The 26,008-nt window shown below is 62.3% G+C and carries 24 protein-coding genes and 1 pseudogene; 7 read left to right on the forward strand and 18 right to left on the reverse strand.

Annotated elements, in window-relative coordinates:
• Positions 1-5: 5 nt before the first annotated feature.
• From ACZ5WW_RS24850 to ACZ5WW_RS24875, 6 genes are read left to right on the forward strand one after another with little or no spacing between them, the layout of a single operon-like run.
• Entirely contained in the window at positions 6-563 is a 558-nt protein-coding gene (locus ACZ5WW_RS24850) for a hypothetical protein (protein ID WP_377164040.1), read from the forward strand.
• Positions 560-1,648 carry a hypothetical protein gene (locus ACZ5WW_RS24855; RefSeq protein WP_377164042.1) on the forward strand — a complete coding sequence of 363 codons (1,089 nt, stop codon included), beginning with the start codon at positions 560-562 and terminating at the stop codon, positions 1,646-1,648. Before ACZ5WW_RS24850 ends, ACZ5WW_RS24855 begins: the two co-directional genes overlap by 4 nt.
• Positions 1,645-2,100 carry a hypothetical protein gene (locus tag ACZ5WW_RS24860; RefSeq protein WP_377164044.1) on the forward strand — a complete coding sequence of 152 codons (456 nt, stop codon included), beginning with the start codon at positions 1,645-1,647 and terminating at the stop codon, positions 2,098-2,100. The genes ACZ5WW_RS24855 and ACZ5WW_RS24860 overlap by 4 nt, the downstream gene beginning before the upstream one ends.
• Positions 2,097-2,627, forward strand: coding sequence for a type II secretion system protein (locus ACZ5WW_RS24865; protein WP_377164047.1), 531 nt, complete (start codon positions 2,097-2,099; stop codon positions 2,625-2,627). The genes ACZ5WW_RS24860 and ACZ5WW_RS24865 overlap by 4 nt, the downstream gene beginning before the upstream one ends.
• Positions 2,624-4,573, forward strand: coding sequence for a hypothetical protein (locus ACZ5WW_RS24870; RefSeq protein ID WP_377164049.1), 1,950 nt, complete (start codon positions 2,624-2,626; stop codon positions 4,571-4,573). The genes ACZ5WW_RS24865 and ACZ5WW_RS24870 overlap by 4 nt, the downstream gene beginning before the upstream one ends.
• Positions 4,574-4,581: 8 nt before the next feature.
• Positions 4,582-5,736 (forward strand): type IV pilus twitching motility protein PilT, encoded by a 1,155-nt coding sequence (locus ACZ5WW_RS24875; protein WP_377164051.1) that lies wholly within the window; start codon positions 4,582-4,584, stop codon positions 5,734-5,736.
• Here the strand turns inward: ACZ5WW_RS24875 and ACZ5WW_RS24880 are convergent.
• The 16 genes and pseudogenes from ACZ5WW_RS24880 to ACZ5WW_RS24955 form a co-directional block, all read right to left on the reverse strand.
• Complete coding sequence (locus ACZ5WW_RS24880) at positions 5,714-6,628, reverse strand: hypothetical protein (protein WP_377164053.1); 915 nt, start codon at positions 6,626-6,628, stop codon at positions 5,714-5,716. The genes ACZ5WW_RS24875 and ACZ5WW_RS24880 overlap by 23 nt on opposite strands.
• The gene (locus ACZ5WW_RS24885; RefSeq protein WP_377164055.1) at positions 6,604-7,383 is read right to left on the reverse strand and encodes a hypothetical protein; all 780 of its coding nucleotides are present in this window, start codon (positions 7,381-7,383) and stop codon (positions 6,604-6,606) included. The genes ACZ5WW_RS24880 and ACZ5WW_RS24885 overlap by 25 nt, the downstream gene beginning before the upstream one ends.
• Positions 7,380-8,060, reverse strand: a complete 681-nt coding sequence (locus tag ACZ5WW_RS24890) for an ABC transporter ATP-binding protein (RefSeq protein ID WP_377164057.1) — start codon at positions 8,058-8,060, stop codon at positions 7,380-7,382. Before ACZ5WW_RS24890 ends, ACZ5WW_RS24885 begins: the two co-directional genes overlap by 4 nt.
• A gap of 17 nt (positions 8,061-8,077) precedes the next feature.
• Entirely contained in the window at positions 8,078-8,488 is a 411-nt protein-coding gene (locus tag ACZ5WW_RS24895) for a type II secretion system protein (protein WP_377164059.1), read from the reverse strand.
• A gap of 3 nt (positions 8,489-8,491) precedes the next feature.
• On the reverse strand, positions 8,492-8,854 hold the full coding sequence (locus ACZ5WW_RS24900) for a hypothetical protein (RefSeq protein ID WP_377164061.1): 363 nt from the start codon (positions 8,852-8,854) through the stop codon (positions 8,492-8,494).
• 15 nt (positions 8,855-8,869) lie between these two features.
• The gene (locus tag ACZ5WW_RS24905; protein ID WP_377164063.1) at positions 8,870-10,087 is read right to left on the reverse strand and encodes a type II secretion system F family protein; all 1,218 of its coding nucleotides are present in this window, start codon (positions 10,085-10,087) and stop codon (positions 8,870-8,872) included.
• Positions 10,088-10,090: 3 nt separating this feature from the next.
• A complete protein-coding gene (locus ACZ5WW_RS24910) occupies positions 10,091-11,782 on the reverse strand; it encodes a GspE/PulE family protein (protein ID WP_377164065.1) in 1,692 nt (563 codons plus the stop codon).
• On the reverse strand, positions 11,779-12,366 hold the full coding sequence (locus ACZ5WW_RS24915; RefSeq protein WP_377164067.1) for a hypothetical protein: 588 nt from the start codon (positions 12,364-12,366) through the stop codon (positions 11,779-11,781). The genes ACZ5WW_RS24910 and ACZ5WW_RS24915 overlap by 4 nt, the downstream gene beginning before the upstream one ends.
• A 67-nt stretch (positions 12,367-12,433) precedes the next feature.
• Complete coding sequence (locus ACZ5WW_RS24920; RefSeq protein ID WP_377164069.1) at positions 12,434-14,347, reverse strand: secretin N-terminal domain-containing protein; 1,914 nt, start codon at positions 14,345-14,347, stop codon at positions 12,434-12,436.
• 8 nt (positions 14,348-14,355) lie between these two features.
• Positions 14,356-14,967 (reverse strand): hypothetical protein, encoded by a 612-nt coding sequence (locus tag ACZ5WW_RS24925; RefSeq protein WP_377164071.1) that lies wholly within the window; start codon positions 14,965-14,967, stop codon positions 14,356-14,358.
• Positions 14,964-15,527, reverse strand: coding sequence for a hypothetical protein (locus tag ACZ5WW_RS24930; protein ID WP_377164073.1), 564 nt, complete (start codon positions 15,525-15,527; stop codon positions 14,964-14,966). Before ACZ5WW_RS24930 ends, ACZ5WW_RS24925 begins: the two co-directional genes overlap by 4 nt.
• An 8-nt stretch (positions 15,528-15,535) precedes the next feature.
• Positions 15,536-17,377: a hypothetical protein gene (locus ACZ5WW_RS24935; RefSeq protein ID WP_377164075.1), complete on the reverse strand. Its 1,842-nt coding sequence runs from the start codon at positions 17,375-17,377 to the stop codon at positions 15,536-15,538.
• Positions 17,378-17,420: 43 nt separating this feature from the next.
• A complete protein-coding gene (locus tag ACZ5WW_RS24940) occupies positions 17,421-17,792 on the reverse strand; it encodes a type II secretion system protein (RefSeq protein WP_377164077.1) in 372 nt (123 codons plus the stop codon).
• A 652-nt stretch (positions 17,793-18,444) separates the two neighbouring features.
• Positions 18,445-18,585: pseudogene (locus ACZ5WW_RS24945) on the reverse strand (chloride channel protein); the annotation flags it as partial.
• 35 nt (positions 18,586-18,620) lie between these two features.
• Positions 18,621-19,556: a GNAT family N-acetyltransferase gene (locus ACZ5WW_RS24950; RefSeq protein WP_377164079.1), complete on the reverse strand. Its 936-nt coding sequence runs from the start codon at positions 19,554-19,556 to the stop codon at positions 18,621-18,623.
• Positions 19,557-19,559: 3 nt separating this feature from the next.
• Positions 19,560-20,963: a Gfo/Idh/MocA family protein gene (locus ACZ5WW_RS24955; RefSeq protein ID WP_377164081.1), complete on the reverse strand. Its 1,404-nt coding sequence runs from the start codon at positions 20,961-20,963 to the stop codon at positions 19,560-19,562.
• 96 nt (positions 20,964-21,059) lie between these two features.
• Between ACZ5WW_RS24955 and ACZ5WW_RS24960 the strand changes: the two genes are divergently transcribed.
• On the forward strand, positions 21,060-22,631 hold the full coding sequence (locus tag ACZ5WW_RS24960; RefSeq protein WP_377164083.1) for a hypothetical protein: 1,572 nt from the start codon (positions 21,060-21,062) through the stop codon (positions 22,629-22,631).
• A 26-nt stretch (positions 22,632-22,657) separates the two neighbouring features.
• Here the strand turns inward: ACZ5WW_RS24960 and ACZ5WW_RS24965 are convergent, their stop codons facing one another.
• Positions 22,658-24,670: an alpha/beta hydrolase domain-containing protein gene (locus ACZ5WW_RS24965; protein WP_377164085.1), complete on the reverse strand. Its 2,013-nt coding sequence runs from the start codon at positions 24,668-24,670 to the stop codon at positions 22,658-22,660.
• Positions 24,670-25,884, reverse strand: a complete 1,215-nt coding sequence (locus ACZ5WW_RS24970; RefSeq protein ID WP_377164087.1) for an alpha/beta hydrolase family protein — start codon at positions 25,882-25,884, stop codon at positions 24,670-24,672. The genes ACZ5WW_RS24965 and ACZ5WW_RS24970 overlap by 1 nt, the downstream gene beginning before the upstream one ends.
• Positions 25,885-26,008: the final 124 nt, after the last annotated feature.

The raw sequence follows: 26,008 nt of genomic DNA on the forward strand, positions 1-26,008 counted from the left end.
TTTCCATGAAATCCACCCGTCCATTCCGATCTGCAACACGCTTCGGCGTCGGATGGATGCTCGGCTTCATCGCGATCACGGGCTGCCTGTCGGCCCAGCAGGCGCGGGATGTGGTGAGCGAGGAAGCTCTGCGCAAGCAGGTGGCCGAGGCACCCAGCCTGAAATCTCAGCTCGCCGCGAAAGCCAAGCCGCTCACCAGGCCGGCTCCGGCCATTCAAAGCTCGCTCTGGACAAATTCGATCATCCTTGCGGACGATGAAAAGTTCACCCTCGTTCCCGTGGGCTCCATTCTGCATCTTCCTGCGGAACTGCGGGTCCATGTCGCGGCCTCCCCCAAGGGTGAATTCACCTTCTGGCCTAGCTTTCTCAAACGCAACGCCGCCTGGCTGGCCGCCAGGGAGGTGTCCCTGTCACTTTCACGCGGCAATGCCCAGGAGGCGAAAGCCCTGCTCAAAAGCCTGTCCTATGACAAGCACCTCATTGTAGCCACCTACAAGGGAGGGCCGATCACGATCCTTGAACCAGCACCCACTCATTCGGGTTCCAATCGCGCCTCACCGTGAAACTGAAAATACTACTCTGCCTCGGCTGCTTCAGCACCGCCCTGCTCGGACAGACTTCCGAAGCCTGGGTGCGACAGACCGACCTGACCACCGGTCAGATCTACGACACCCCCTTCACGGGAAGCGGCGGGACTTACACGGCCCCCATGAAGGTCGGCACAAGCGGTTCGCTCTTTGAGCTCTTTGCACGCGGCACCGCCTGGGACAGCAACATCTACCTGCTCGACACCAAGATCATCGGTACCTACAATCCCCAGGTGACCGTCAGCATCACCTCGGAAGACGACTACGTGCGTGGAGATCCGGCGGGATCGCGCTTTGTGAAACGCACCCGTGCCGACCGCCCCTTCACCTTCAACATCCAGGTGCAGGGTCTCGTGGCGGACAGCACCGACATCTCCGAGCACGACGTCTATCTGGGCGTTCAGGGCAAGAATTACGACCCTGCAAACTACTCCTCCTTGAACCAGACCCAGTATTTGATCGAGGAATCCAATCTGGAAAACGGCAGTTACACCTTCGGCCCCCTCTATCATCAGCTCACATCGCCCACGCTGAGCTCAGGCAACGGCGAGCAGACTTTCACCGTCGTTCGTTATGCCTCCTACCAGGTGCCGGACACGATCATCGCCCAGCCGAAAATCGAGATCTGGCCCGTGGCCTCCGCGAGCGTCAGCAACATCACTCCCGGGCAGGTCTTCATCGACCGCATTCCGTCTCTTGTGGTCACGTTCACTCATCTCTACCCCGACTCCCGCACCTACGTGCAGATTTACAAGGGCAACCAGGCGCTGGGAACCGTGGGCAAGATGGTGAACGGGACCGAACTGCGGTTTGGCGGATACTACAATCCGGACCAGACGGACAGCTCCACCAATGTGCCGCAGAGCCTGACGGTGTCTGTCGATGACCTTTCCAACTATGCCTCGGAGGATGGCATTTACACGCTGGAGGTCGTCACCCACACGCCTTTCTTTGGGCGCACGGCCGAGCGACTGTACCACGTCACCTTTGAAGTGGACCGCGTCATCACCTCGCGCGGCCAGATCAGCACCACGGAGCTCTCCAGCCCTGGTACGCCATGAAGCCGCCACGCCGCCAGCGCCTCCGTCCAAACGGAAGTTTGCTGATCGAGGTGTCAGCCGCTCTCGCGCTGACCTCCGCGCTGGCGCTCATCATCATGCGCGCCTCCTTGCTCGCGATTTCGGGCAACCAATGGACCATCATGCAGACCCTGACCGACGCCTATCTCTCACGTGAAAGCGCCCTGGCCAACCGCCTGCCTTTTGCAGATCTCACGGCCTCCCAGTCTGCCTGGCCGGATATCGCGGTTGATCCGGTGCCGGAGCTGACCGTCACCCTGGGCCGCGTCGCCGGCGGTCAGTCGATGCAGGGCACCTTGCGGCGCTTTCGCACAGCCGAGGTCGCCTCCAATACGGAGACTCCGCTCACGGTCTGGCGGCTGCATTCCGTGCTGAGCTATCGCGTCGGCAGCCAGGAATACCTCAAGAGCCGCTCCACCCTGCGTCTCCAATGAAATGGCCGCTCCAGCACTCCCGTCTGAATCCCAGAGGGTTCACCCTCATGGAGATTTCCACCGCTATGGGCCTCATGGTCATGCTCAGCGCTGCCTTGGTGGTCATGCTCCAGCAGCATCTCAGCTTCATGGTCATGGCACGGCGGCAGAACTTCCTCGCTCAGGAGGCTCCGCAGATCGGCAACATCCTGGGCCGGATCTTTCAGCAGGCAGACCACTTCTTCATCTACTCCAGCCATGAAAGCGCGCTCAGCGGCGGCACTCCGGTCATTCAAAATGGCAGTGCTGTGCGGCTGTTTTTCAAAACCGCCGTGCAGACCACCCAGGAGCGCCTGATCGCGGCGGAGACCGGCAGCAGCGGCACGGCCTTGCGGTTCTACACTCCCCAGCCTGACGGCTCCGAAACTTCCTGGCTGATCTGCAAGGGGCTCCAGAGCGCCGCCTTCAATGCCAGCGAAGGCATTCTGACGGTCACGCTCACCGGACCGAATGGCGAAGAAATCACCTACAGCGGAGGCAGCCGATGAACCGACACACGATCAAACGTAACGCAGGCTATATCTCGCTGCCGATCGTGACCGGAATGGCCATCATGTTCACTCTCAGCCTGACGATGCTCTTCAGGGCCACGCTGATGAACCGTGACCAGGCCTCAAAGTCACAGCTGCGCGTGGACTACCGCCAGCGCGAGGAGGCACTCCTGCATGCGCTCGTCGCCTCCTTTCCAGGCAGGGCCATGGATTGCATGAAAGCCGGTTATGCCGAGGGGGCCGACTATGCATGGAGCAACATTTTTGCCGAAGCCGTGGCGCTTTCAGCCTCCTCACAGCGCCTGTCCCCTGACATCCTGCAAAGCCTCAGTCTGGGCGGCAAGCTCAGCGGCGATGTCGGCGACAGCAGCAGCACCACGGTGCAGAGCTGGATCACTTCGCTCACAGGCGAACCCGGGCGCGTGACGCCCGGCACCACCGCTTATTCCGACGTGTTTGCACAGCCCGCCTTCGCGGGAAAAGTGCCGCCGCTGCTGGATCTAAGCGCCGCGTTGCAAACCGCAGACGCCCTGCGCCCGGTCGTCACACCGCTGAAGCATTACCCGACGCAAGTTTCTGGCCTGCTGGCGGATGTGACCGCTTATCCGGTTTACAACCTGATCGCCTACCCCAACATCCGTTTTGGATATGCCGCACCGGGGGAGCCGTTTGTGGCGAAGCGCAACTGGTGGGCCTTCACCGTGAACTACGGCAGCAGCGCCGGCACCGTGGCACGGCATTACGTGCTGTCACTGTATGAAATTCCATCCCAAATGCCGATTGAGGCCTCCACCTTTGCCGCCATTGGCACGCATCAGGACGGCACGGCGTGGAATGTGGATACGGTCAGCATTCAAGGTTCCGTCTATGCTGCGCGCATGAGTGTTGCCGGGGCTTACGGTGCTGCACGGCTTGCCGGTCGCAGCGGCATCGAGATGACCGCCGATCTCGATCTTGGGGGAGTCACCGTGGGCTCTAATTTTGATGCGCTGGGGGAGCGTGAACGTCTCCAGGCCGAACAAGGCACGGACGTGCTGCCCGTCGCTTTGTCGGCCAACTCCGGACGCCTGGCTTTCCTGCCGCTGCCCACGGGTTCCGGCTACCTGCGCCGCAGCCCGCCGGACGCCACTCTGAACGCGTTTGACGATTACACTGCGGGGGCGCAGCGTTGTCGCATCACCGTCGAGGCCACGGAAATGGTCAGCTATGAAGATCAGACACCGACCAGCATTCGCGTGAGTTTCCCCAATTCCTCCGGCGGCACAAGCACGGTGGTGCTCGAGCGCGGCAACAACTGGCCAACCGTCTTCGAACCTGGTGGCGCCGGCATTCCGTTCCAGACCGAGCTGACCAACAGCAACCGCTCCTGCCTTACTTTTTATCCGTCCTTGCTGGATGCATGGCTGCAGTCACAGGGCGCCGGCGGCGTGGCGACGAACAACAGCCTCTACTTCGGCGTGGACCCGTCTCTGGACCCGCTCAACGTCCGTGTCGTCAGCGATCCGCCCGCCTTGGAAGACATGTGCGTCATCATCCGTCAGGGCAAAAATCTCACCAACTACACCGCCGGGCTCAGCATCGTCGCCCCGTTGCGCATCTATGTGGGGGACGACCTGAACTCGACCCCTGCTGCTGCCCCGCCCGCCGGCTCGGGCTTGGCGGCTGGCACGGAGTTTTACCCGCCGCTCTCCATCTACGCCGCTGAACTGCGGGTGGGCACCACCGGCTTCAACCGGCCCATCGAACACCACGGGCAGCTCGGCAGCCTCGCCGCTGGCACTGCCAATGTCTGGCAGCCGCTGGACATGAAGTCAGGCAGTGACGACGCGGTGCATACCGACAGCATCACCGCCGAGCTCAAGCCTTTGCGCAGTCCCGCCGAACTCCCGCCTGTCCATCCCATGAACTGGCTGGTCGTCATCGAAGAGATTCCCCAAGACTGAACTTTTTCATGTGCTCCACCCCCTCCACCAACAACATCCTCGGCGATCTCGCCACCGCCTACGCCGGACGTGAAATCTCCGACGTCCAGGTGCGCACCGGCGGGCTGATCTATCTTCATACGAATCGAGGACTGGAGGTCGCCGAGAGCTTCGGCATCCAGGATGCAGAAGCCGTGGGCCGGCTGGCGGAGGCGCTCTTCATGCGCCAGTCCGTCGAGATCTGGACCGAGGCAGACGCCATCGGTGGCGCAGAGCGTATGTGGGAGATGGTGCGCAGCCGCCGGGTCATCGACTTCAGCTGTGAAGAAGGCGCGCTTGGATCTCCGGTGCGCATGCGTGTGCAGGTGCATCTCAGCGAGCAAGGCCTGGGTGTCACCTGCCGCTGGCTGCGTGCGAAAATCAATCAGCTCGAAACGCTCGGCATCGACCCGCTCATCTCCGACAGCCTGCGCGAGCTGATGCAGCGCCGCTTTGGCCTCGGGCTCATCACGGGCCCCACCGGCTCGGGTAAGTCCACCACCCTCGCCGCCGTCCTCGACTGGGTGCGGCGCCATTTCCCCAAGCACATCGTCACCATCGAAGACCCGATCGAGTATCGCTACGACGCCATGATGGACGATCCCAACCAGCCAGGTGTGCGGCTTCCGGCCCCATCGCTCGTCACCCAGCAGGAAGTGGGCAGGCACACGCTGTCCTATCAGAGCGGCCTGAAGGAGGTCCTGCGCAAAACGCCCAACATCATCCTCATCGGTGAAATTCGTGACCGTGAAACCATGGAGACCTGCATCGAGGCCGCGCAGACGGGCCACTTCGTGCTCTCCACCCTGCACACCCGGGGTGCGGTGAAGACGATCGACCGTATCCTCGAGTTCTTTCCCAAAGAGCAGCAGTCCGGCATCCTGCACCGGCTCAGCGAGACCCTGACCTTTGTGCTCTCCCAGGGCCTGCTCACCGGGTTCAATGGACGGGTGCTCGTGACCGAATACCTGCAAAACACCAGCGAAGCCGTGGCGGCAGGCATGCGCGCCTATGACGGCAGCGCCACCTCGCTGGCGGATGCCCTCCGCTACAAAGGCAACCTGCGCTGGGACCAAAGCCTCATCAATCTCTACCGCGCCGGCCACATCTCCGAAGACATCTTCAACGCGAACTTGATGGGGTGACGCTCCCAGCCGCCACCCCCGGCGGCAGCACCGGCCGGATCATTTCACGGATGCGCATGAGCAGTTTCGCATGCGCCTCGATCTCCTGGCGGCGCAGCTCCGGCATGCCGCCCCACCAGCCTTCCTCCTCCGCGCTGCTGCGCAGGCGGCGGTAGCGTTCCAGACATTCCTCCAAGGCATGCCATTCACGGCTGACCGCCTTGTCATCACGGCTGGCGTTCCCAGGCTGAAGCTGGTCGTTGAGCAGATTGATCGCGGCGCCCGCACCGGTCAGCGCATCAGACATGCTCCCGCCTTCACGCAGTCCATACGCCATGGCGTTTTGAGAGAGCGCATCGATGGCCGCTCGTGCGGCTTCAGACGACTGGGTGCGGGAGGCGATGTGAAAGTACAGAATCTCATACAACGTCGCATCCCCCGGATCGAGCTGGTAGGCGAAACGCAGCCGCACGTCTGCGGCGGCATACAGATACTGCTGATGGGCATTCGAAAGCGGCACGGTGCTGGAACGCCGCGTGCGGCTCTTTTCGAGGCGGGAGAGCGCATCCACCCCCGCCTGCAGCCATGATGTCTCCCCCGGCGTCTGCGCGGGTGGCACCGGCGCCGGCATGCCTCTGCGGGAAAAACGCCCCGGTGGTGGCGGCGGCGGCGCTGCCCCGGCGCCCGACTTCGCACTCGCAGCCGGCGCGGCACTCTCACCCCCATGCCAGTAGCTGTAGAGCGAGTCGCGTATCAGGCGCGCCGCCAGGCTCCCATACGCGCTGCCTGGCAGCGCAAACGCGGGCGGAGCTGCCGTGGCATGCAAGGCCGTGCGCGAGCAGGACAGCGCATGTCCGCCCCACCAGAGACCGCCTGCGGCAGCCAGCGTCAGGAGCGTGTGCGAAAGAGACATAACCCAGAGATGGAGATGGCGGCACCCTGCAGGCCGAGCGTGCCTGCCGCAGCGGCAAAGTCCGCGAACGGCAGCGGGCCCATTTTAAACACCAGCCGTGGTGTCAGATCGGCCAGATGATAATGCGGCAGCGCCAGCCAGAACGACTGCAGCACTCCCGATTCCGCGCCACCCAGCAGCGGGGCCAGCCACGCAGCGCCAAACAAGCCCAGCAGCAGCAGCCCGGTGGGCACCAAAAACGCAATGACCTCCGCCGTGCGCGTGCCCAGCGCCACCGCCAGCAGGCACAGCGGCGCGGCGCACAGACTGTAGAGCAGGCCATATTGAAACACGAGCATCATCCACATGCGCGCCTCTTCAGGCCGCTTTGGCAAAGTCCACGTCAGACAAAAGACCACCGCGATCAGCACCACCGCCAGCATCCAGACCCAGATCGCCGCGCTGAGCTGCAGACACTGGCTGATGCGCCCCGAGCCTCCGGCATGCAGATGCTCCAGCATGCCCTCGCGCCGCATGCGGTGTCCGAGCGCCGAGGCTTGAAACGGCAGCCAGGTGAACAGCGCCATCCAGGCATAAAACCAGGCCGCCTGCGCACGTGCGGGCTGCAAAATCTGCGGGTTTTCCTCCCACGGCGTCAGCAGCGGCGCGACCCAGACAAACAGGCCGGCTCCCAGCAGCAGCAGCCAGCAGCTGCCACGCCCCATGAGTCCGGCAAAGCTGAGGCGAAACAAAGGCCAGGCGCGCAGGGAGCTCATGATTGCAAAGTGCGGTAGGTTTCCATCCAGGTGCTGCCGCTGCGGCTCGTGGCATGCCGCAACTGCCCCCCGGCAATGGTCAGCAGCGAGTCCGCCTCACGCACGCACTCCAGCTCATGCATGATGACGAGGCGCAGCGTTTGCGTGCCTGCCGTGGCCCAGAGCTGCGTCACCTGCTCGCGCGTTTCGGCATCCAGGCCGGTGAGGGGCTCATCCATGAGCAGCACGCTGGTTTCACTCTGCGCGGCCTTCACCTCGGCCAGTATCAGCAGCACCTTCTGGCGGTTGCCGCGGGAAAGCTTGCCGATGGGCGTGGCCAGATTCAGCCGCAGCGTATCGGCCAGCTTTTCCGCGGCGGCGAGTGATGCGCCCGTGAACCAGGCGCGGAAAAACGTGCGCGGTTTCATCTCGGGGTCGACCCGCAGCTCATCCGCGAAGTAATGCACCTGTGCCGCGGTCGTTACCCGGCCTTGCAATGCCGGAGACAGCCCGGCAAGCGTTCGCAGCAGGGTCGTTTTGCCCGAGCCATTTGGCGCCACTAGCAGGTGCAGCCCCATGCCGGCGCGGATGTCGCCGCCCACTTCCACCAGGCTGCGCTCCGCCCTCTTCCACGGCAGACCGGTGTAGTAGCCGAAGCGGGTTCCGCCGGGGATGTGTAAAAGAGTTTCGGTGGCCATGGGGCAGGAGTACACTTTCACTGCCCGGCATCCCAAAGTCCATCACTTCCGCTCGATGAAGGGTCATAGACGGACGAGCCCAGCAGCAAAAGCGGCGGCATGACGGTGTGATCGACAGTCAGAGGCTCATCATTCAAACTGACCAGGGCTGGCATCGTGGTCCACCCCTGCGGCAGATAGGGTTCCAGCTGATCGGTGGCCACCACGGCAATGTCCGCGGTGGGATGATCGGAGAGATAGGCGCGCTGGGCGGCAAACACCGCCTGGAGTGCCACTGAGGCATCCTTGCCACGCTGCCAGTCGCGCACGGCAGCGATGTTCATGCCTGCAAAGGTGGCCAGCCCCAGCAGCAGTCCGATCACAAGGCTGATCTCGATGAGCGTGAAGCCGCCATTGTGGCGGGCAGGACGGGAATGGAGTTTCATCATGCTTCAGGGGCGGGTTTTGAGGATCTGCGCCACTTCCGACTTGGGAATGATTTTCACGGCCCCCTGACGGACATTGACCATGGCGCTTGGCGCCGCGGCCTCCGCCGTTGCTGCAGGCAGGCTCTTTGTAATCTCCGCAGGCAGCGTGGCGCGGCGGTGAATGTACAACACACGCGCACGGTCCGGATTCGCACCAGCAGCAGCAGCCTGCTGTGACGACACCGGCTTGATCAATGGGGCCGCGGCTTTGACCGGAGCCGCAGCGGCCATGCCAGGGATGGGCCGGGGAACGAGCTTCTGCGGATCAGCCGCCACGACCGCCGTGGAGGCGAGCAGCAGGGAGAAAAACAAGCAGCGTGTTTTCATAAGGGTGGGTTGAGTTCACATGTTGCCCGACTGCATCATGCGCGGCCCCATCAGGAAGATGGGCAGCATGGAGCCGGTGAAGACGAAGCCGATGAGCACCACGGCCATGGCCAGGGTGATGAAATTGATGACCTGGGTGAAATCCGCCATGGTCGCGGCGGTGTCCTCCTCATAGATGTCACGCAGCAGCTCAAGCTGCTGTGGCAGGGAGGCCGAACGCTCGCCGATGCCGATCATGTGGATGACCTGCGGATCCAGATTGGTGTTGCGCTTCAGCGCCTCCGCAAACGGCACACCGGAGGACTCATAGACCTGCGAGGCCTTGATGAAGTCCGGATACATCGGCGTGCCCAGCAGCACCCGCGCGGACAATGCGGAGGCGCGGGCGAGATTGATGCCATTGGCATACAGCATCTGCAGCGTTCCGATGTAGGCGCTCTGGCGCAGGCCCATGACCAGCTTTGTCAGCAGCCGCCAGTGCTTCATGAAGAAGAGCAGCAGCTTCTGCCTGAAGGCCTCCGAGCGAAACAGGGCGGTGATGAAGCTCACCAGCGCGATGACAAAGAAAGGCCACGTGTGCTGCACCACATGGCTCACCGAAAAGATAAACACCGAAATCTGATCCGGCTCCTGGCGCACGCTTTTCAAGGTCTCCTCCACCTGGGACACGACAAATATCTGCGAATAAATGAAGAGGCCGATCTGAAACAGCACCACCAACGACGGCACCAGCAGCGCCGTGCGCAGCTTGCTGGCAAACATGAGCTCAATCTTGATCCGGCGCGCAAGGGAGGAGAACGCATCCCCCAGCTGTCCGGCATCCGCACCGGCCTCGATGATGGTGATGATGGTGCCGTCAAACGTCTGCTCCTTGGCAAAGGCGATGTGGACCGGCATCCCGGATTCAAGCCGGTTGCGGATGTTCATCAGCGACGATTGCAGCTCCGGATCCGGCAGCCCCTGCGAGTAGTAGAGCAGCGCGTCTGCCGTGCTGATGTTCGCCTTCAGCATGGAGGCGAGGCCGCGGAAGAGCTTGATGAGCTCTTTGCGGGGGATGGGCTTCCTGGACTTTTCACTCTTCGGCGTGCCAGCGAGGGACTTGACCAGGGCCACGCGGAAGCCGGGCTTGCTGACGATCAGCGCGGCCTGCTCGCGGTTCGGCGCCTCGCACTCGATCACCTTGGAGATCTCGGGCCGCTTGATGTTGCGGAGAGTGACTTGGAAGGCGTTCATGGCTTAGGTTTCGTAGGTGAGATCGAGCACCTTTTTCAGCGCATCCAGGTCGGTCCTGCCCTCTGCCATCAGCTTCAGGCCATTGTCGCGCAGCGACGGCAGCCCCGACTCCCGGCGCACTTCCTCCTCGAGTTCATAGGGCGTGATCTCCCCCTTGGCCAGCTTGTCCCCGAGCTTCGGAGTGATGGGCAAAATCTCCAGGATCGCGGTACGCCCGGAGTACCCACGTCCAAGACACTCGGCGCAGCCTTCCTTGTGGTGCTTGAACATCGGGCGCTTGGCCCAGGACGCATCGAGATGAAACAGCCGGATCTCACGTTCGGACACACCTTCGATGCTCTCCTTGCAGCTCGGGCACAGCAGCTTGACCAGCCGCTGCGCACAGGCCGCCTTCAGCGTCTGCGCGATCTTCCAGCGCTCCATGCCGAGCTGCTGAAAGCGCTCAATGATCTGCGAAGCGCGGGGTGTATGAATCGTCGTCAGCACCTTGTGGCCCGTGATGGCGGCCTCAATGGCCAGCTCTGCCGACTCACGGTCACGCACCTCCCCCATGAGGATGACATCTGGGTCGGAGCGCATGAAGCTCGCGATCATCGGTTTGAACTCGGTCGAGTCGCGCAGGTCGCAGTGCGTCACGCCGGGAATCTCGTCTTCGACCGGGTTCTCCAGCGTCAGGATGTTGTCCTCCGGGTGGTTCAGCTCCCGCAGCATCGCGTTCAGCGTGGTCGATTTGCCCGAACCGGTGGGGCCGGACATCACGATGATGCCGGAGGGCACCGACATGGCTTTGTCGAGCTCAAACAAGGTCTCCTCATCAAAGGCCAGCGTGCCCATGCCCAGCCGTGCCTCCAGATGCGTCTTGTCCAGCAGACGCATGGTGACGTGATAGCCCCGGTACGTGCGGTGCCGCTCATAGCGCACCCCCACGGCGCGTCCGTAGTAGCTGGCGGTGAAGCGGCCTGAGATGCCCGGACGCTTGCTGCGCTCCTCCGGTGCGAGGCGCATGAGATTAAGCAGAAACGCATCCACCCGGTCACGCAGCTTCACCGGCATTTCGAACCTCACCCCCAGCGCCCCATCAACGCGGAAACAGTACTGGAAGCTGGTCTTTTCCGTCTTGATGTGGATGTCCGAAGCGTGCTGTTTGATCGCATCACTCACCATGCTCGCCACCAGCTGAGCGATCGGCTCATCATACTGGCGCGTGACATCAAAGTCCGGCGCTTCGGTGGAGAACTCCTCCACTTCCACCGCCTCAAGTTCCGCACGGCTTGGGCCCGAGGAGCTGGAGGATCCCTCGATGATGGAGGACACCTCCGAGGCGAGCGTGACCACCTTCAGCACTTCATCCTCCGGGAAACGCGCCGCGCAGTAGTCGTCCGCCCGGTAGTCCCACGGATTTGCGACTGCCAGCAGCACCTGCTGCGCGTTGCGCCGCAGCGGCACGAACATGCCACGTGACATCACCACGGGGTCGCAGTAGCCGACAAACTCCGCGTCCGCCATCTCCCGCACCTGGGGAAAGGCCGGCAGCCCCGCAGCACGGCCGACGGCGCCCAGCATGCGCGTTTTCGACGTGCGGCGCACCAGCGCTTCATCCGACTGGCCTTCCTGACCGCCCGTGGCCGCCCGCAGCTGGCTGATGATCAGCCGCTGGATCGTGTGATTGAACTCGATGCCGAGATTCAGGTTCATGGGGCAAAATGTCGCTGCATGAGCAGCTGCCATGCAGGCAGGTCGGTGAAGAAGCTGAAGACAAACGGAGCATCGCCTTCAGACGTGCGGTTCAGTTCCTGGCTGATCCAGAATGACGCCGCCAGAGCTGAAACAGGATTGAGCGAGGTGACATGAACGATGCTCGTCTCTCCTGCCAGGATCGCAGGACAACCAAGCGCCATGCATACCGGGCGCAGGACCGGACAGTGCTCATACAAGGCCGAGGCCCGGCCTGACAAGGGACCGAAACTCCAGCAGTGCACCCGGTCGTTCAGGCTGTTGCGCAGCAGCCTCTGCATCCGCGCCAGTTCGCCCTCGGCCGTCAGCGCATGCTTTTGCGCCTGGTATTCTGCGGCGAATTCCAGAAAGTCGGGCATGAAGCCGGACGCCGCGGCGAGCTTCTCGCCATAGGCGGCCAGCAAGGGCGCGGATTCACTCTCCGCCAGATAATCCCCCTGCTGGAGGTACATCACCGTGGTTCCGGCGATGCGATCAAGCACCGGACGCATGCTGTTGCGGTCCGTCTTGGCCGGGAGCTGCAGGTTAGGAAGAAGGGCTGACATGAAAAGCTGCGTGATCGATGGCGCTCACGGGGCCGGAGACGGACTCCGGACACCGTCCGCGGTTGATTTACTGGCTGGGGGACTTTTTCGAGAACAGACGCTTGAACCACGAAGGCTTCGGCGCTGGCGGCGGCTCGGCACCCCGGTTTTTGACGTTGGGCAGGTTGTGATACCAAGGAGCAGAGGTCGGCGGCAGTTCCAGGGTGGTGTCCTGAATGTCATCCGGCTGCATGCCGGAGAGCTCACGCACATGCCAGTTCGCCTCAGCCTGGCCTGCACCCGCACGCGAGGCATCATACACACGCGGAGTGATGATGAACACCAGGCTGACCTGTTCGAGCTTCCTGTTGTTCGAGCTGAACAGCTTGCCCACCAGCGGAATGGTGCTCAGCACCGGCACCTTGTTGTTCCCCTCGCTGTTGCTGTAGTCATAGAAGCCGCCAAGAAACAGCGACTGTCCCGCCGGAATGCGGCTGATGGCCTCGACCGTGGACTCGCTCACCCGTGGGAACATGTTGTTGCCACGACCAGCGATGAGCTCGACAATCTTTGCCACCCGCGGACGCAGCTTCATGCGCACCGTGCCATCTGGCAGCAGCGTGGGCGTCACCGACAGCGTGACACCGATCTCGCGGTTCTTTTCCGGCTCTTCGGTCGCGCTCGGATCCTCCTTGTCGATCTTGTAGCGCACCACATCCGTCACGTTCTGGCCCGCCGCAGTGTTGGTGATGTTGGACGTGATGACGGGGAAGCGGTCCACGATGGAAATCAGGCCCTGCTCATTGTCCTCGGTGATGATGCTGGGGCAGGCCTCCTGCGTGACGACGTTCGCATTCACCAGGGCGCGCAGAATGGCCTGCACCTGCGTGTTATCAAACACGAGCCCTCCCCCCTGCTGGTTGATCTGATTGATCGAGTCCACCGGCGCAGACAGGCTGCCGGTGCGCGTCACCGTGCTGACGTCTGGCAGGTTGAAGAGCGCGTTCAGACTCTGGTGCATGGTCAGGCTGGTGCCGGTGTCCCCCAGGGCCCGGCTCCAGTCCACCCCCACCTGGCGGCCCTGGTCGCGCTTGATGCGCAGCACCCGGACGTTGACCAGGATCTGCGGCTTCGCCTTGTCGATCCCTTCCAGCAGCTTGCGCACCCGTTCGAGCTTGATGCTGTTGTCGCTGACGAGCAGCGTGTTCGTTTTCTCTTCAAACTCGATCTGTCCGATGTCGTGCGTGAGCATGGGGCGGATGATGGCCTTCAGCTTCTCAAAGTCGGACTGAACCGCACCCGGGGCTGACTTAGCACCACCACCACCACCGTCCTCATCACTGCTGTCCTGCGCGGCCGGGGCGGATATGCTGCGGTTGAGCGGAGCCCCCCGCAGGTACTTCAGCGTGTAGCTCATCACCTCCACCGGGAGCTTCGCGAGCTGGGCCTCGTTCATGAGCCTGACACTGGAACGCTGCTGGTGCAGCGTGAGACCAAAATTGACCGCCAGCTCCTCCATCTGCTGCAGCGGGTTGTCCGTACGGAGATGCCCGGTGATGCTGAACTGCGGATCGTTCAGTTCATTGTTGTAAAAATACTGCAGGCCGGCGCTGTGCGCGAGGTACTGGAACACCTCGTTGATCGGAGCGTTGTCGATCCAGTATCCGTCGTCCGCATGCTGCGGCGGCTTGGGCAGACTGTTGAAACGCGAGGTGACGTCCACCGTGGCGGCCGGCAGGGGTTGCAGCGTTTGCACCTGCGGCGCTGGCACCTCCGGCACTTGCGGTGCTGGCACTGCCGGCACTTGTGGTGCAGGCACCTCCGGCGCTTGTGGTGCTGGTACCGTCTGCACTTGTGGTGCAGGCACCTCCGGAGCTTGCGGTGCGGGTGCCGCCTGCGCTTGCGGCGCGGGTGCCACCTTCACTTGCGGTGCTGGCCCCGCCTCCTGGGCGGTGAGTGCAAAGCTCGCACCCAGGCTCGCCAGAGAAAAGATCTGCAACATGCATCGGCTCATGGTTTCGTGGGCTTCGTGGATTGTGTGGGCTGTGAAGGTTCCATCGGCGTCATCCGGCCCTCCATCTGGGAGGCGATTTTTTGCAACGGCTCGATGCTGAGATGCGGCAGGATGTCGTGCTTGAGCACGCCTGACTCATCGCGCTGAATATCGCGGAAATGCAGCTGCGTGGCGCCCACTTCCATGACTTGCGCCTGAAAAATCTCCCCCTTGTAGGCCAGCTCGATCACGTCGCCTTCCGCCGCACGGCGGCCGCCGATGAGGAACTCTTTGCGCTGCAGATTCACACCGTTGATCTTCAGCGTCTGCAGCGCCTGGTTCAGTGTGATTTTGGGCGTCGCACGATACACATCCTCGGTAATCACGGGCGCGTCATCCTCGCGGGGAAAGGTGGACAGTCCAAACGGGTCCATGTTGCGCTGACGCACGCCAATTTTTTTCGCCAGCGCCTCGATCTCCTCCGCCTTCGGCAGCAGCTCCGAGCGCGGCAGCCAGCTCGCACTGTCAATTCCGATGAACAACGGCGCGCGTTTGGCCACCGCAGCTTTAGTCTGCGCCAGGGCCTCGGTGGCTCCAAACAGCATGACAATGCACAGGATGTGTCTCATTTCTTCTCCTCCGCCGCCTTCCAGCAGGTATGCGTCATTTCCATCACCAGGAACTCACGCTGGTTCAGCAGTTGGTCGGTCTTGCGGGTGATCTTCAGCTCCTCCAGCACGGCCTGCGGCATGAGCGACTCCACCTGCAGCAGAGCCTCCTGCATCGGCCCCAGCCCCCCTTGAAAACTGCTCTTCACACGGGCCAGATCAGTCTTGACCTGGCGCCCGAGGCGGCCGCGGTCGAGCGGGAAGACCAGTCCGCTGCGCTCCAGTTCGATCTCCTTGTACTTCGGCAGCAGCGCGTCCAAAATTCGGGTGAAGAGATGGCCGGGATCCGCCTTGAGCAGCGCTTTCTGATCCTGAAAAGTCTTGCGCTTGGGCGCCAGCACCTCCTCCAGCTTCTTCATCGCGGCGAGGCGCTGCGTCTGCTCCTTGTAGAGTTCCTCCTTCTCCGCACGCACCGCCCCCAGCTTGCTCACACCGGCGACCACCCCGCCCAGCAGCAGGCAGTTGAACATCGCGGGCATGATCAAGCCGTAACGAAGGATGGGACGGGTATAGGCGCTCATGGGAGGGTTCAGAAGGGTTTGTCCAGCGGCAGGGAAAGAGCGTCCTTGTCCGTCAGGCTCTGGGTGATCGTGGCCTCAAAACTGAACGGAAATGCCAGCGACGGATCACGCGCAAGCTCGCCGGCAGATGCCTGCGGATTGAAGCGTGCGTTGCGCCCCTGGGTCAGTGCGATCGTCATCTGGCGGGTTGGCTCCGGCCGGCATGCCTCATCTCCGGTAACCTCGGCCACCCTTTCAAAAAAGGCGCTCAAACCACGCTGACTGTTCAACGTGCTCAGCAGCTGCAGCGCCTTCGATTTCACCAGCCCCTTGAAGATCCAGGTCCGCTCCATGCCGGTGGATTCGGCTTTGGCACCTTTGCCTCCGGCCATCGGAGCGCGGGACGCCTCAGCATTGTAAACAAAGCTGTCCAGCCTCACCCCCGAATCCTCTGGAAACAGCTGCAGCAGAAACTCGACCGTCACCCAGCCGCGCGAGCGCGGCTGCAGCAGACGGGTCACGATGTCGATCTCCCTTTTCTCTTGCAGCAGCTTGGTATGCTTGTCCTGCGTCAGCTTCATCTGATACGGCGTGAGCTCCCAGGATGGGTGGTTCATCGCGGCAAACAACGACCAGGTGCCGTACCCGCCGGTGCCGATCACGGCAAAGACCAGCAGGTAGATGAACCAGGATGAAAAGCGCAGCACCCGCAGATCACGCAGATCGGGATACAGCTGATCCAGCCTTGCCGTGTCCATGAAGCTCTGCCTCGCCCAGCCTCGCCACAATGAACGGAAGGTCTCCGTCCGCGCCAGCGGCGTGCTCCCGCCGCTCACCTGCTCGACTGCCGCAGTGTCATAGATCAAAAACTCAGGCCGATTCCCCGGCACCTCTTTCAGCGCCGGATGCTCTTCAAGATTCAGCAGCTCAAACTGGATCGGCTGACGGCTGATGGCGTACATCTCCAGCTCCTGCGCGACCGACTGCAGCGCCCGCGCCTGGGTGGAAACGACCAGCACCTTCGGCACCGCCAGCTCTGCGCCCAGCGCCATGTTCCACAGGATGTCCCCAAAGCCCGTCGGCACCTGGGAGCCGCCACGGTGGCTCAGACTCCGCGCCGTGCAGAGTTCGCCCTGGGGACTGATGGCAAAAACGGCGGTAAATTTGTAAAAACTGACCGCCACCAGGCAGCCACCTTCCAAGTTCGATTTCAGCAGCGGCAGCGCCGCCAGCGTTTCCATCGGGGCGCAGGTCACCGCCACGCGCACGGGTATCCGCAAATCCTCTGCGCAGTCCAGCAGCTTCAGCAGGAACGCCTCCCGGGTGCGGGACAGCGACACGGCGGTGCAGCGTGTCTGCCCCGGGGCCGAGCCCCAAAATGGCAGCAGGCGCCAGGTGTTTGCCTCCACCGAAACCTCGCGGTCGGCCAGCACCTCGCGCGGATCATCGACCAAATTGTAGCGCAGGATCTGAAAGTCATCCCCGGCCTCGCTGGTCACTTCTCCCGCTTGGGCGATCTCAGCCAGCCCAAACTCATCTGCGACGTGCAAAATCACCCCAAGGGCCTTCGGCTTCTCCTGAAAGTGAGCCGCAGACATCAGCTCACCGAGGATCTCACCCACCCCTTCTCCGGTCGTCAGATTGGCCAGAGGCAGCGTCGGCCCCGGCCGCCAGCTCTGATGCTGCTTGGAAAACACGGCGGAGCAGACCTCCCGACCGCCATCAAACCACAGATGCCACTGCCACGGCAGTTCCTCCGGCATCCGATACCAGTGGCTGTCCGCGCCCCGGCTCGTCTTTGACGCCACTGTGCGCGCCTGACGGTAAATGTCAGATGCTTTGAGTTCACAGGGATCAGTGATGCTGAGCATGGAACAGACAGGCTGGTGATCGGATGCAGGAGCGCTAACTTGTTTACCAGTCGGTTGTGTCGGTGGCCGCCAGGACGTGAGTCGAGGTCGCTCCGGTGCCTGCAAAATCGCAGTTGCCGTATGGGGTGCCGACCGTGGGGACAGTGCCCAGCCAGGTGTAGGCTCCGCCGGAGGGGCAGACCGGTGCATTCTCCATCAGGAGACCGGCACCAAAGACATCACCCTGTGCCAGAGCCGCTCCGACGTTCAGGTTTTGCATGTTGGCGGCGGATCGCACCGCCTTCTGGACGGCGGCGAGCTGCATCTTGCATTTGGCCTTGTCAGCACCCTGACGGTAGCTGCCCAAGCCTAGGAAAACCACCGCGATCAGTCCCAGGAGGAGAGCGATCACGAGGCTGATTTCAATAAGAGTCATCCCGGAACGGTTGAAGCGTTTTGGGAGACGACGATTTAGAGCGGGCTGTATGTTGATTTTCATTGCTTTAGTGTTGCCAAGGTAGGCAACACTATAATATCCACAAAACATCATTCGATATAATAATAAATGCTTCGCACTTTGACTAATTCTATCTAAATACATACTTAGCCGCATCTACCATAATCAGAGCAAAGTCGCGCCTTTGTTTTCACTGCCCTAAAAGACTGCTAATCAGCCTGTTATTAAATTTTGCCAAACAAGGAAGCCAGCATGAGTATTACAAAAGTCAGCCAGCGCATGTCGGAAAGTATGGATGCCGGTGAAAATGGATACCAGATGCTCGTAATCCGCTAAAACCACCTATCCTAGGTATATTTACTCTCAAGCACCCACCACTTGGGCAATGGCACAAAGCCTATTTTGGCTTCCAAAAGCTTGACCACTTCCAGACGTATTTCATGGGCCTGTGCCCGCTTTGCAGGTTCTTCTCCAACTTAGCCTTGGTCCGCCATTGGCTTCAGAGCAGCAGGCATTCATCCAGCGCTGAGCCTGCTGGTAAACGTTCTGCCGGTGCAGCCCGCAAAACAGCACGGCTTCACTCACCTGCATCCGCACGGCGCGGCAGCTCGCGCGCCTCGCGCAGCGTGGTGTCCACCGGCACCGCCAGCACGCTCCCCAGCACATGGCCCAGCGTGGAGCCGATGAAGAACAGCGGCGTCACCTCACTGCCCTTGAAGCCGCTGGCCAGCGTCACCGAGGTGAAGACCGTCTTCCACAGCCAGCTCAGCGGCTGTGGCTCCGTGTGTTCAAGGCTCTGCCGAGATCTCACGCGGTCTCCGGCATGAAGGTCGGGAAGACGATGCCTTTGGCACCCGCGACGGGTGCGGTGGATTGCGCGACGTGGAGCTCCACGTTGCGCGCGCCCCAGGAGTAAGCGGTGCGCACGAGGGCGGACGCGGCGCAGGGGGCGAGGAAGACGAGCGTCTGACCACGCAGGCCGTCGAGAGCGCGCCAGAGCAAGGCGAGGGCGGTTTCTTCATCGATGGCGACACCCGGACCGATCATGGTGAACGATGGGTGCACGCTCATGGCGAGGAAGCCGTTCACGCTGCCATCTGCGGCCTCGGAAACGAGCACACGCCAGGCACCGACTTCGTTGCGGATGAAAAACGCGAAGTCCTTTTCGCGACGAATGCCCTGCTGAGTTTGCTCGAAGTCGGAGATGCGCGGGACATCGGCCAAAACAGCATCACGCACATGTGCGATGCCTGCAGGCGCGGGGGCGGCCAGGCCGGTTTCGGGAACGGTGATGAGCAAATCTTGATACATGGCCCCGGGGACGAATCCGAGCCGCGTGTAGAGCGAGAAGGAGTCGAGGTTCAGCAGGCTCGAAACAAGCCGTGCGGGCTTGCCAAGGCGTTTCGCCTTGTCCAAGACGAGCGACATCATCTTCTTCGCGATCCCACGCCCCCCAGCATCTGGCGCGGTGGCGACGATACCCACGGAGACATGCGTTTCACGCTCGTGCGAGAAACACACGCCGACGATCTCGCCGCTGGCTGTGCGGGCAGTGACGCATTCGCCGGGATCGAGCGCCTCATAGACGTCCGGAAAGAGGGTGAAGGGCTCGTGGCTCCCGCCAAAGCGTGAGCCCTGGCCGAGGCGGCTCTCATACCAGTGCACCAGCGCCCGGTGCAGAAGGCGGGCGATGGGTTCGCGGTCGGGTGCTGTGAGGGCTGTGAAGTCAATGTGCTCGCTCATGGCCTAGACGATCTCCCAGCCTTTGCGGTATTGTTCTTTGATGAAGGCGTCTGCGGCAGGCAGGCCTTTGGCCTTCATCGCCGCGGCGTCCCACTCGATGGGCTTTTGCGCGCGCAGCGAGAGCACGCCCAGCAGCGCGATCTCCGTGAGGTGGGCCGCGTAGGCAAAGGGGCTCGTCGCGGGCTCGCCGCCTTTGCATGCATCGATCCAGTCGCGATGATGGCCGTTGGAGCGCTTCAGCCGTGGTGCCGGCTTCTGGTATTCCACGCGGCGTTTTTCGGGGAAAAGACGGGGCGGTCCGCCGCCGCCATCGCACTGGATCACTCCTTTTTCGCCGATGAAAAGGCAGCCGCGTTTTGGCAGCGGGAAAGCACCCAGCGCCTCGGGCGTGGGCGGCATCATGCCACCGTCATACCAGGTCATGCGGATCTCCGGCCGCGAGCCGGCAGCGGGGAAGGTGTAATAAATAAGCGCGCCATGCCCAGCGATGTCGCTCGTCATCAATCCGGCTGCGTGAGCCTCGATGCGCGAGGGCACGGGCAGATCAAAGGCGCGCACGGCGGTGTTCATGTCGTGGCAGGCGAAGTCGCCGATGCCCGTGCAGCCAAAGTCCCAGAAATCACGCCAGGCTACAGGGAAGTAGGCGGGATGAAACGGCCGCTCCTGGCGCGGGCCCAGCCACAGGTCCCAGTTCAGGCCCGCAGGCACTGGCGGTGTGTCGGTGGGCTTTCCAGCGAGCGTGGGATTCCAGCGCTTTGCGCCCACCCACACATGAATCTCCTTCACCGCGCCGATGGCACCGTCCTGGATGTACTCGATCGTCTCGCGTGTGCCGAGCGACGAATGGCCCTGGCTGCCGAGCTGGGTGGCCACGCCGGTCTCTGCGGCCACCTTGGCCACGTGGCGTGCCTCCCAGATGTTGTGCGTGAGCGGCTTCTCGCAATAGACGTGCTTCCCGGCCCGCATGGCGACCACCGAGCAGTAGGCGTGCAGATGGTCTGGCGTGGCAATGAGCACGGCGTCGATGCTCTTCTCCTTCTCCAGCATCTCGCGGAAGTCGATGTAGTCCGCGCAGCGGAAGTTCGGTGTCTTGGCGGCGTAGTGTTTCTCGATCTCCGCCTTCACCGGCAGGCGGCCACCCATGCCTTTGAAGTAAAAATTTTCCAGGCTGAACGACTCCGCCGGATCTGCCACGGCGATGATCTGGCAATCGTCAAGCGGCAGGAGATTGCGCACATTGGTGCGGCCCTGCCCGCCGGTGCCGATGATGGCCACGTTCACTTTTTCGCTCGGTGGGACAAAGCGCGGCCCGCCGAGAACATGACGGGGGACGATGTTGAAAGCAGTCACCGCTGCGGCGGTGGTCTTGAGGAAATGTCGGCGGGAGGAGCTCGGAGCGGGATTCATGCGGTGATGCAATACGCCGCCGTGAGTTGCATTCTTCAGACGTGTTGCCGCCGATGACAGATGAAAGGTTTGCAGTGCCGCCGCCGACTTGCATGGATGAACCGCCGCAAGCTCCTCGCCACTCTCGCCGCCATGCCAGCAACCTCGTGGAGTGTGGAGGAAGGTCGTGAGCTGGAAAATCCGTATGCAGCGGTGGATTGGGATACCTGGGAGTGCCTGCACTCGATGTCGCATCAGCATCAGGGGCAGAATGATGCCTCGCGCGATGGCTTCCTTGGCATGGGCTACGGCCATTTTGCCTTCAGCAACTACTACCCCTCCGCGCCCACCTATCCGCTGCCTGCGGAGTATGCCGCGAAGCATCCCCAGCTCATCGCCGCGCCCAATGCGGAGCATCATTCCTACACAGACGCGGGCCTGCATGCCAATGCGCTCGGGAGCCTGCTTGCCACGGGTTACGGCGGTTCGGTGAGCGCTGAAAAATGCGCCTCAACGCCTGTCTCGCACCGCTTTGAAAAACTGAGCGTGTTCGATGCACAAAAGCCCTGGCTGGGCGTTTACCGGCTGGATGTGCGGCTCGCCGCCAAAGATGCCAAAGCCATGGCCACGCTCAGCCTCGATGGCGCGCATGAGTGCGATTTTCGCAATGGCTTCGCGGACAAGGGACCGGTGCATGAGCGCAAACTCCCGTCTGGCAGCCACACGATCTATCTGCGTGCCACGAGGGACAGCATTGATGCCAGGCTCGACTTTGATGCCGCCGCCATGTCCGTGACGCAGTACCGCCTCATGCAGGGCACGAACCGCCCGTGGCGGGATGTCTTCCGTGAGGCCTTCGACAAGCTGCAATACCCCGATGGCGGAGGCATGACGCTGAATCATCCCACCGGAAAGCTGGCGGACTATCTGCCGATGCTGGACTTTGATCCCCGGGTGCTCGGCATTGAGGTGTGGAACCAGCTGACCTCCGGCTTTGGTTCCAGCCGTGGCTTCTATGACGACAGCGGCGCGCCCACTCTGCACTTCTACCAGCTCTGGGATGAGATCCTGCGCACCGGGCGGCGCTGCTGGGGTTTCTTTGTCAAAGACCACAACACTTACGGCCGTGGCCGGAATGTGCTGCTCGTGCCGAAGCTCGACGCCTTGCCGGCTGCCAAACGCGAATCCGCCGCGCTGCGTGCGTATCGCCAGGGAACTTTCTTTGGCTCCGTGGCCTCGCTCGCAGCCAGCGAGGCGGGGGAAGTGGTGGCGCCGTATGATCGCAGCAGCTTTTGCTTCAGCCGCATCGTGGTGCAAAACGACACCCTGCAAGTCGCCGTGGCAGGCAACGACGCCAAACGCCCCAGGCTGCAGATCCGCTTCATCACGGATCAAGGCATCGCCAGCATCGTGGATGGCTCGCAGGCGGAGTTTCCGCTGAAACGAGATGCTAGAGGCCGGCATGAAGCGGCTTTTGTGCGTGTGGAGGCCTGTGCTTATCCGGAGACTCATCAACGCGGCCAGCCACTCACTGCGGACATGCTGCGCGGCATGAGCGTGCATGACATCTCGTTGCTCCATGACCAGAAAGCCCTGCGAGGCCCCGCCTTCGCCAGCACAGCTCCCGCCCTGCGTACGCCCATCCCGATTGTGGACATGATCTTTTCCCAGCCGCTGCGCCGGGTCTAAGTTTTTTTTGGGGAAGCAAAAAATGGCTACTGTGCCGAGGCACGCTCGATGATCCTCGCCACATCTTCCTCCAGCAAAAAGCCCTCTTCGTGGAGTTTCTTCGCCGCGTTCGCGATTCGGGCAAGGTAGGCTTCTCGTGTCGGGTAGCGTTCTTCCAGCGAGAGGCGCGGGTCGCCGGTCTTTTTGCGCTCGGCTTTGGTTTTCGCAAAGGGGAGAAACATGCCGTCCAGCGGCGCGAGCATCGTTTCAGCGCCCGCCTGCGGCGAGCGGAGATTCCAGCCGGTGTAGGTGCCGCGCGGCACGGCCACCTCCGGAAGCACGATGCCGCTTGTTTCATTGCCATCGGCATTCACAGCGGGCAGCAGCGTGCGAAACGGCTTTCCGGCTTTGGGCGGGATGATGTCGGCGATGCCTTCGCTGTGAAAACGCGGCCCGAAATCAAGGCGCGGTGGCTGGTAGGCGTGCGTGGGCAGTTGGCAGCCCGGAATCTTGGGGAACTGCTCCTTCCATGCATCGAAGCTCACCAGCGTGTGATCTTCCATACGCGGATGGCGGCTAGGCGGCGGTGTTTTGCCATGCTTCACCCAATCGACGAGGTGCAGCAGCATGGCCCGCAGGACGGGGCCACGATCATCGAGCGTGTTGCGCGGCTGCTGGCAGATGCCTGGGGTGCCGTCGCTCTTGCCGAGATGCTGCGCCCCGGCCACGAGGTACACGCGCACATCGTCGGGCAGCGTGAGATCGCTTTTCCCTTCCACATCGGTGTGCAGCAGCGAGGCGGCGCGGCTCCAGTACTCGGTGGAGCTTTGCGTGAAAAGCAGGCGCGGCGTGTGGCCGGACTTTCGGGAACGCGCCAGCGAGTCTCCGGATGCGCCCGTGATGGGATCTGTCTGCGGCAGCGGTGCCAGCGGGAAGAATTCGCTGCCGGAAAGATGCCCTTCGTGCTGCGTGCCGAACTCCGTGCTCATGCGGAAGCGATGGTTGAACATGCCCTTTCCGGAGCCCGCGACATGGATCAATGCGCCGTCGAAGACCGCGCGTCCCTGCTCGTCGGTGTTCAGCCCCTCATGCTGGAAGTGATGAATGACCCGGCCCGACTGGGAGATGCCGAACACGCAGGCTTTTTGCACCGCGCCCGCCAGCGGATTTTCCTTCGCTGCCCCGTGACGGAAAAAGGCCACGCAGTCTCGCAATGCGGTGAGGCCGAGCCCGGTCACGCGAGGCTCCTTCGCTGTGTAAACGAGATCGTAGAGCCAGCCGGGGCGCAGACCGGCCTTCACATAAACGTGCGTTGCATCCGGGATTAGCCGGCCCTCCTCCATGCGCCCAAACGCCCACTCGCCATGAGGAATCTCGATGCCTTCTGCATCGCGCTGCGGGCGCATCGTGAGCGTCGCGTCCGTGTTGTCCAGACTCACCGATGGAAACGCCGCGCCGATGCCCCAAGGGCTCCACGAAAAGGCCCGGCTAAAGACTTTTTCCGTGGTGCTGATCTCCAGATGCGCCCGCCCGGTGATCGTCCGGCCGTCCTCGGTGGCCACCGGCAGTCCGCAGAGCAAACGCCGTGTGTCATCGGCCTGCACCTCGCCGTTCCAGCCGCACCACAGCAGGGAAAAGCCGTGCTTCATGAGAAAGCCATGGCCCGCATGCGACTCTGACTTCGGATCATTCGTGCGCTCGCCATCGTTGAAGGTCCAAAGAGCGAGCATGTTGCCGCGATTGTTCACGTCATAGAGCAGCACGCCGTTGCCCTTCGTGGCGTCGGTCGGTTTCAGCAGGAAGAAGTCCGCCCAGCTTTCCACGCGCCCTCCGGCGTTGTGCGGCGCCCGCTGAAGGTCGCTGATGCGTTCATTGGCCGCGTTGCGCGGGTCCGTTTCAAAATACATCCGCCCTTCAAGACGCTCATAGGCACCTGCGGCACCAAAGACCTTGCCCGCTGCAAACGGCGAGCGTCCGGTGATCTCAATACGGGTGACTTCCGCATGAGCCTGGCCGATGAAAAATGCGGCGACGATGATTCGGGAGAAAAAGAGGCTCATCAGAAGGGCAGGGGGGTGTTGGGGGCCACGGAGTCTTTCGGCCAGGGGTTGCCGGCATTGAAGACGAGCATTTCTTCTTCGGTCTCCACCTTGGCAAAGGTCTCGTTGATCTGCTCCTCCTTGGCCCAGGCGCGCAGGCTGTTGAGTCCGAGGTGACGGATGAAAAACGGATAGGCGGCCAGTCGCTTGCTCGGCCCATAGTCGTGCCCCTCCAGTGGGAAATGAGCGTTCACGACCTTGTCTGTGGCTCTGTAAAGGCTGTAGATGTGCTGGATGTAGCGGAACTCCACCTCCGGGGTGTGCTGGGTGTAGTCTGCGCCATTGGAAATGATGAGCTGAGGCCTTGGCGCGGTCATCGCAGCGATCTCGGCGTTGTTCGTCTTGTGGTTCGGCCCCCAATGAATGGGCATGCCGCTTTCACACGGGCAGCCGCCAAAGAAATGCGCGGACACCTGGCAGCTCGGCACCGCCACCGCGATGCGCTCATCCAGGGCGGAAGTGAGGAACGTCTGCGTGGCACCGCCGGAGTTGCCGGTCATGCCGATGCGCTGGGGATCGACCCCTTCGATGGACGAGACGAAATCCAGGGCGCGAATGCAGTTCCACATGATCAAGCGCTGAATCTCAGGCACTTTGCCATGATCCCAGCCCGCTTTTTTTGAGTCGCCATAACCTACCATGTCATAGTGGAACACCACAGCCCCCATGCGGGCCAGCACCGCACAGCGGGTCTGGCGCGATGGAAGGAAACGGCCACCGTGCCCGTGTGCGGACACGATACCGGCATAGGGGGGCTTCATCCCGAGAGGCCGATACAGCGTGCCGGTGATGTAGAAGCCGGGCCAGCTGCGGATGTACACACTCTCCGCCGTGTACCCCTCATAGGTCCGCTTGTTGGAGTACACAGGGTCCAGCGGCGGCTTCTCCGGTGGATTCGCCAGCCGTGCTCCTTCGAGGATGCCGCGACGAATGGTCGCCTTGCGCTTTTCCCAGCTCGCCAGATCGGGGGTGGCTTTTTTAAAGGCCTCCAGCTCGGCGATGGCTTCCGCAGGCGTCTGGGCCTGGCCCATCCGCAGATGCCACCCCTCGGGCAGTGGCTTCTGTCCCTCCTCTCCGAAGAGGGACTTCCCACACCAGCCGGACAGCAGCGCCGCTCCTGACTTGGTGAGCAAAGCACGACGTGTGAATGAAATCGGTGCAGGGGATTGGTTCATGGTGGGCGAGAATTTTCCAAAGCGGCGAGCAGACAAGATCGTGACGGCTGGTCTGACGAGGCATGATTCTACGCGCCTTGTTGGTGGCGCTTATCGTGTCTATTGGAACCGCTGTAGATTGTGG

The sequence above is a fragment of the Prosthecobacter fluviatilis genome (genome assembly GCF_055388355.1).

Bases quoted from the DNA above. Each gene is read 5' to 3' on its own strand.
- ACZ5WW_RS24850 (WP_377164040.1), top strand. From the start codon at position 6: ATGAAATCCACCCGTCCATTCCGATCTGCAACACGCTTCGGCGTCGGA.
- ACZ5WW_RS24860 (WP_377164044.1), top strand. From the start codon at position 1,645: ATGAAGCCGCCACGCCGCCAGCGCCTCCGTCCAAACGGAAGTTTGCTG.
- ACZ5WW_RS24865 (WP_377164047.1), top strand. From the start codon at position 2,097: ATGAAATGGCCGCTCCAGCACTCCCGTCTGAATCCCAGAGGGTTCACC.
- ACZ5WW_RS24870 (WP_377164049.1), top strand. From the start codon at position 2,624: ATGAACCGACACACGATCAAACGTAACGCAGGCTATATCTCGCTGCCG.
- ACZ5WW_RS24875 (WP_377164051.1), top strand. From the start codon at position 4,582: ATGTGCTCCACCCCCTCCACCAACAACATCCTCGGCGATCTCGCCACC.
- ACZ5WW_RS24880 (WP_377164053.1), bottom strand. From the start codon at position 6,628: ATGTCTCTTTCGCACACGCTCCTGACGCTGGCTGCCGCAGGCGGTCTC.
- ACZ5WW_RS24885 (WP_377164055.1), bottom strand. From the start codon at position 7,383: ATGAGCTCCCTGCGCGCCTGGCCTTTGTTTCGCCTCAGCTTTGCCGGA.
- ACZ5WW_RS24890 (WP_377164057.1), bottom strand. From the start codon at position 8,060: ATGGCCACCGAAACTCTTTTACACATCCCCGGCGGAACCCGCTTCGGC.
- ACZ5WW_RS24895 (WP_377164059.1), bottom strand. From the start codon at position 8,488: ATGATGAAACTCCATTCCCGTCCTGCCCGCCACAATGGCGGCTTCACG.
- ACZ5WW_RS24900 (WP_377164061.1), bottom strand. From the start codon at position 8,854: ATGAAAACACGCTGCTTGTTTTTCTCCCTGCTGCTCGCCTCCACGGCG.
- ACZ5WW_RS24905 (WP_377164063.1), bottom strand. From the start codon at position 10,087: ATGAACGCCTTCCAAGTCACTCTCCGCAACATCAAGCGGCCCGAGATC.
- ACZ5WW_RS24910 (WP_377164065.1), bottom strand. From the start codon at position 11,782: ATGAACCTGAATCTCGGCATCGAGTTCAATCACACGATCCAGCGGCTG.
- ACZ5WW_RS24915 (WP_377164067.1), bottom strand. From the start codon at position 12,366: ATGTCAGCCCTTCTTCCTAACCTGCAGCTCCCGGCCAAGACGGACCGC.
- ACZ5WW_RS24920 (WP_377164069.1), bottom strand. From the start codon at position 14,347: ATGTTGCAGATCTTTTCTCTGGCGAGCCTGGGTGCGAGCTTTGCACTC.
- ACZ5WW_RS24925 (WP_377164071.1), bottom strand. From the start codon at position 14,967: ATGAGACACATCCTGTGCATTGTCATGCTGTTTGGAGCCACCGAGGCC.
- ACZ5WW_RS24930 (WP_377164073.1), bottom strand. From the start codon at position 15,527: ATGAGCGCCTATACCCGTCCCATCCTTCGTTACGGCTTGATCATGCCC.
- ACZ5WW_RS24935 (WP_377164075.1), bottom strand. From the start codon at position 17,377: ATGCTCAGCATCACTGATCCCTGTGAACTCAAAGCATCTGACATTTAC.
- ACZ5WW_RS24940 (WP_377164077.1), bottom strand. From the start codon at position 17,792: ATGACTCTTATTGAAATCAGCCTCGTGATCGCTCTCCTCCTGGGACTG.
- ACZ5WW_RS24950 (WP_377164079.1), bottom strand. From the start codon at position 19,556: ATGAGCGAGCACATTGACTTCACAGCCCTCACAGCACCCGACCGCGAA.
- ACZ5WW_RS24955 (WP_377164081.1), bottom strand. From the start codon at position 20,963: ATGAATCCCGCTCCGAGCTCCTCCCGCCGACATTTCCTCAAGACCACC.
- ACZ5WW_RS24960 (WP_377164083.1), top strand. From the start codon at position 21,060: ATGAACCGCCGCAAGCTCCTCGCCACTCTCGCCGCCATGCCAGCAACC.
- ACZ5WW_RS24965 (WP_377164085.1), bottom strand. From the start codon at position 24,670: ATGAGCCTCTTTTTCTCCCGAATCATCGTCGCCGCATTTTTCATCGGC.
- ACZ5WW_RS24970 (WP_377164087.1), bottom strand. From the start codon at position 25,884: ATGAACCAATCCCCTGCACCGATTTCATTCACACGTCGTGCTTTGCTC.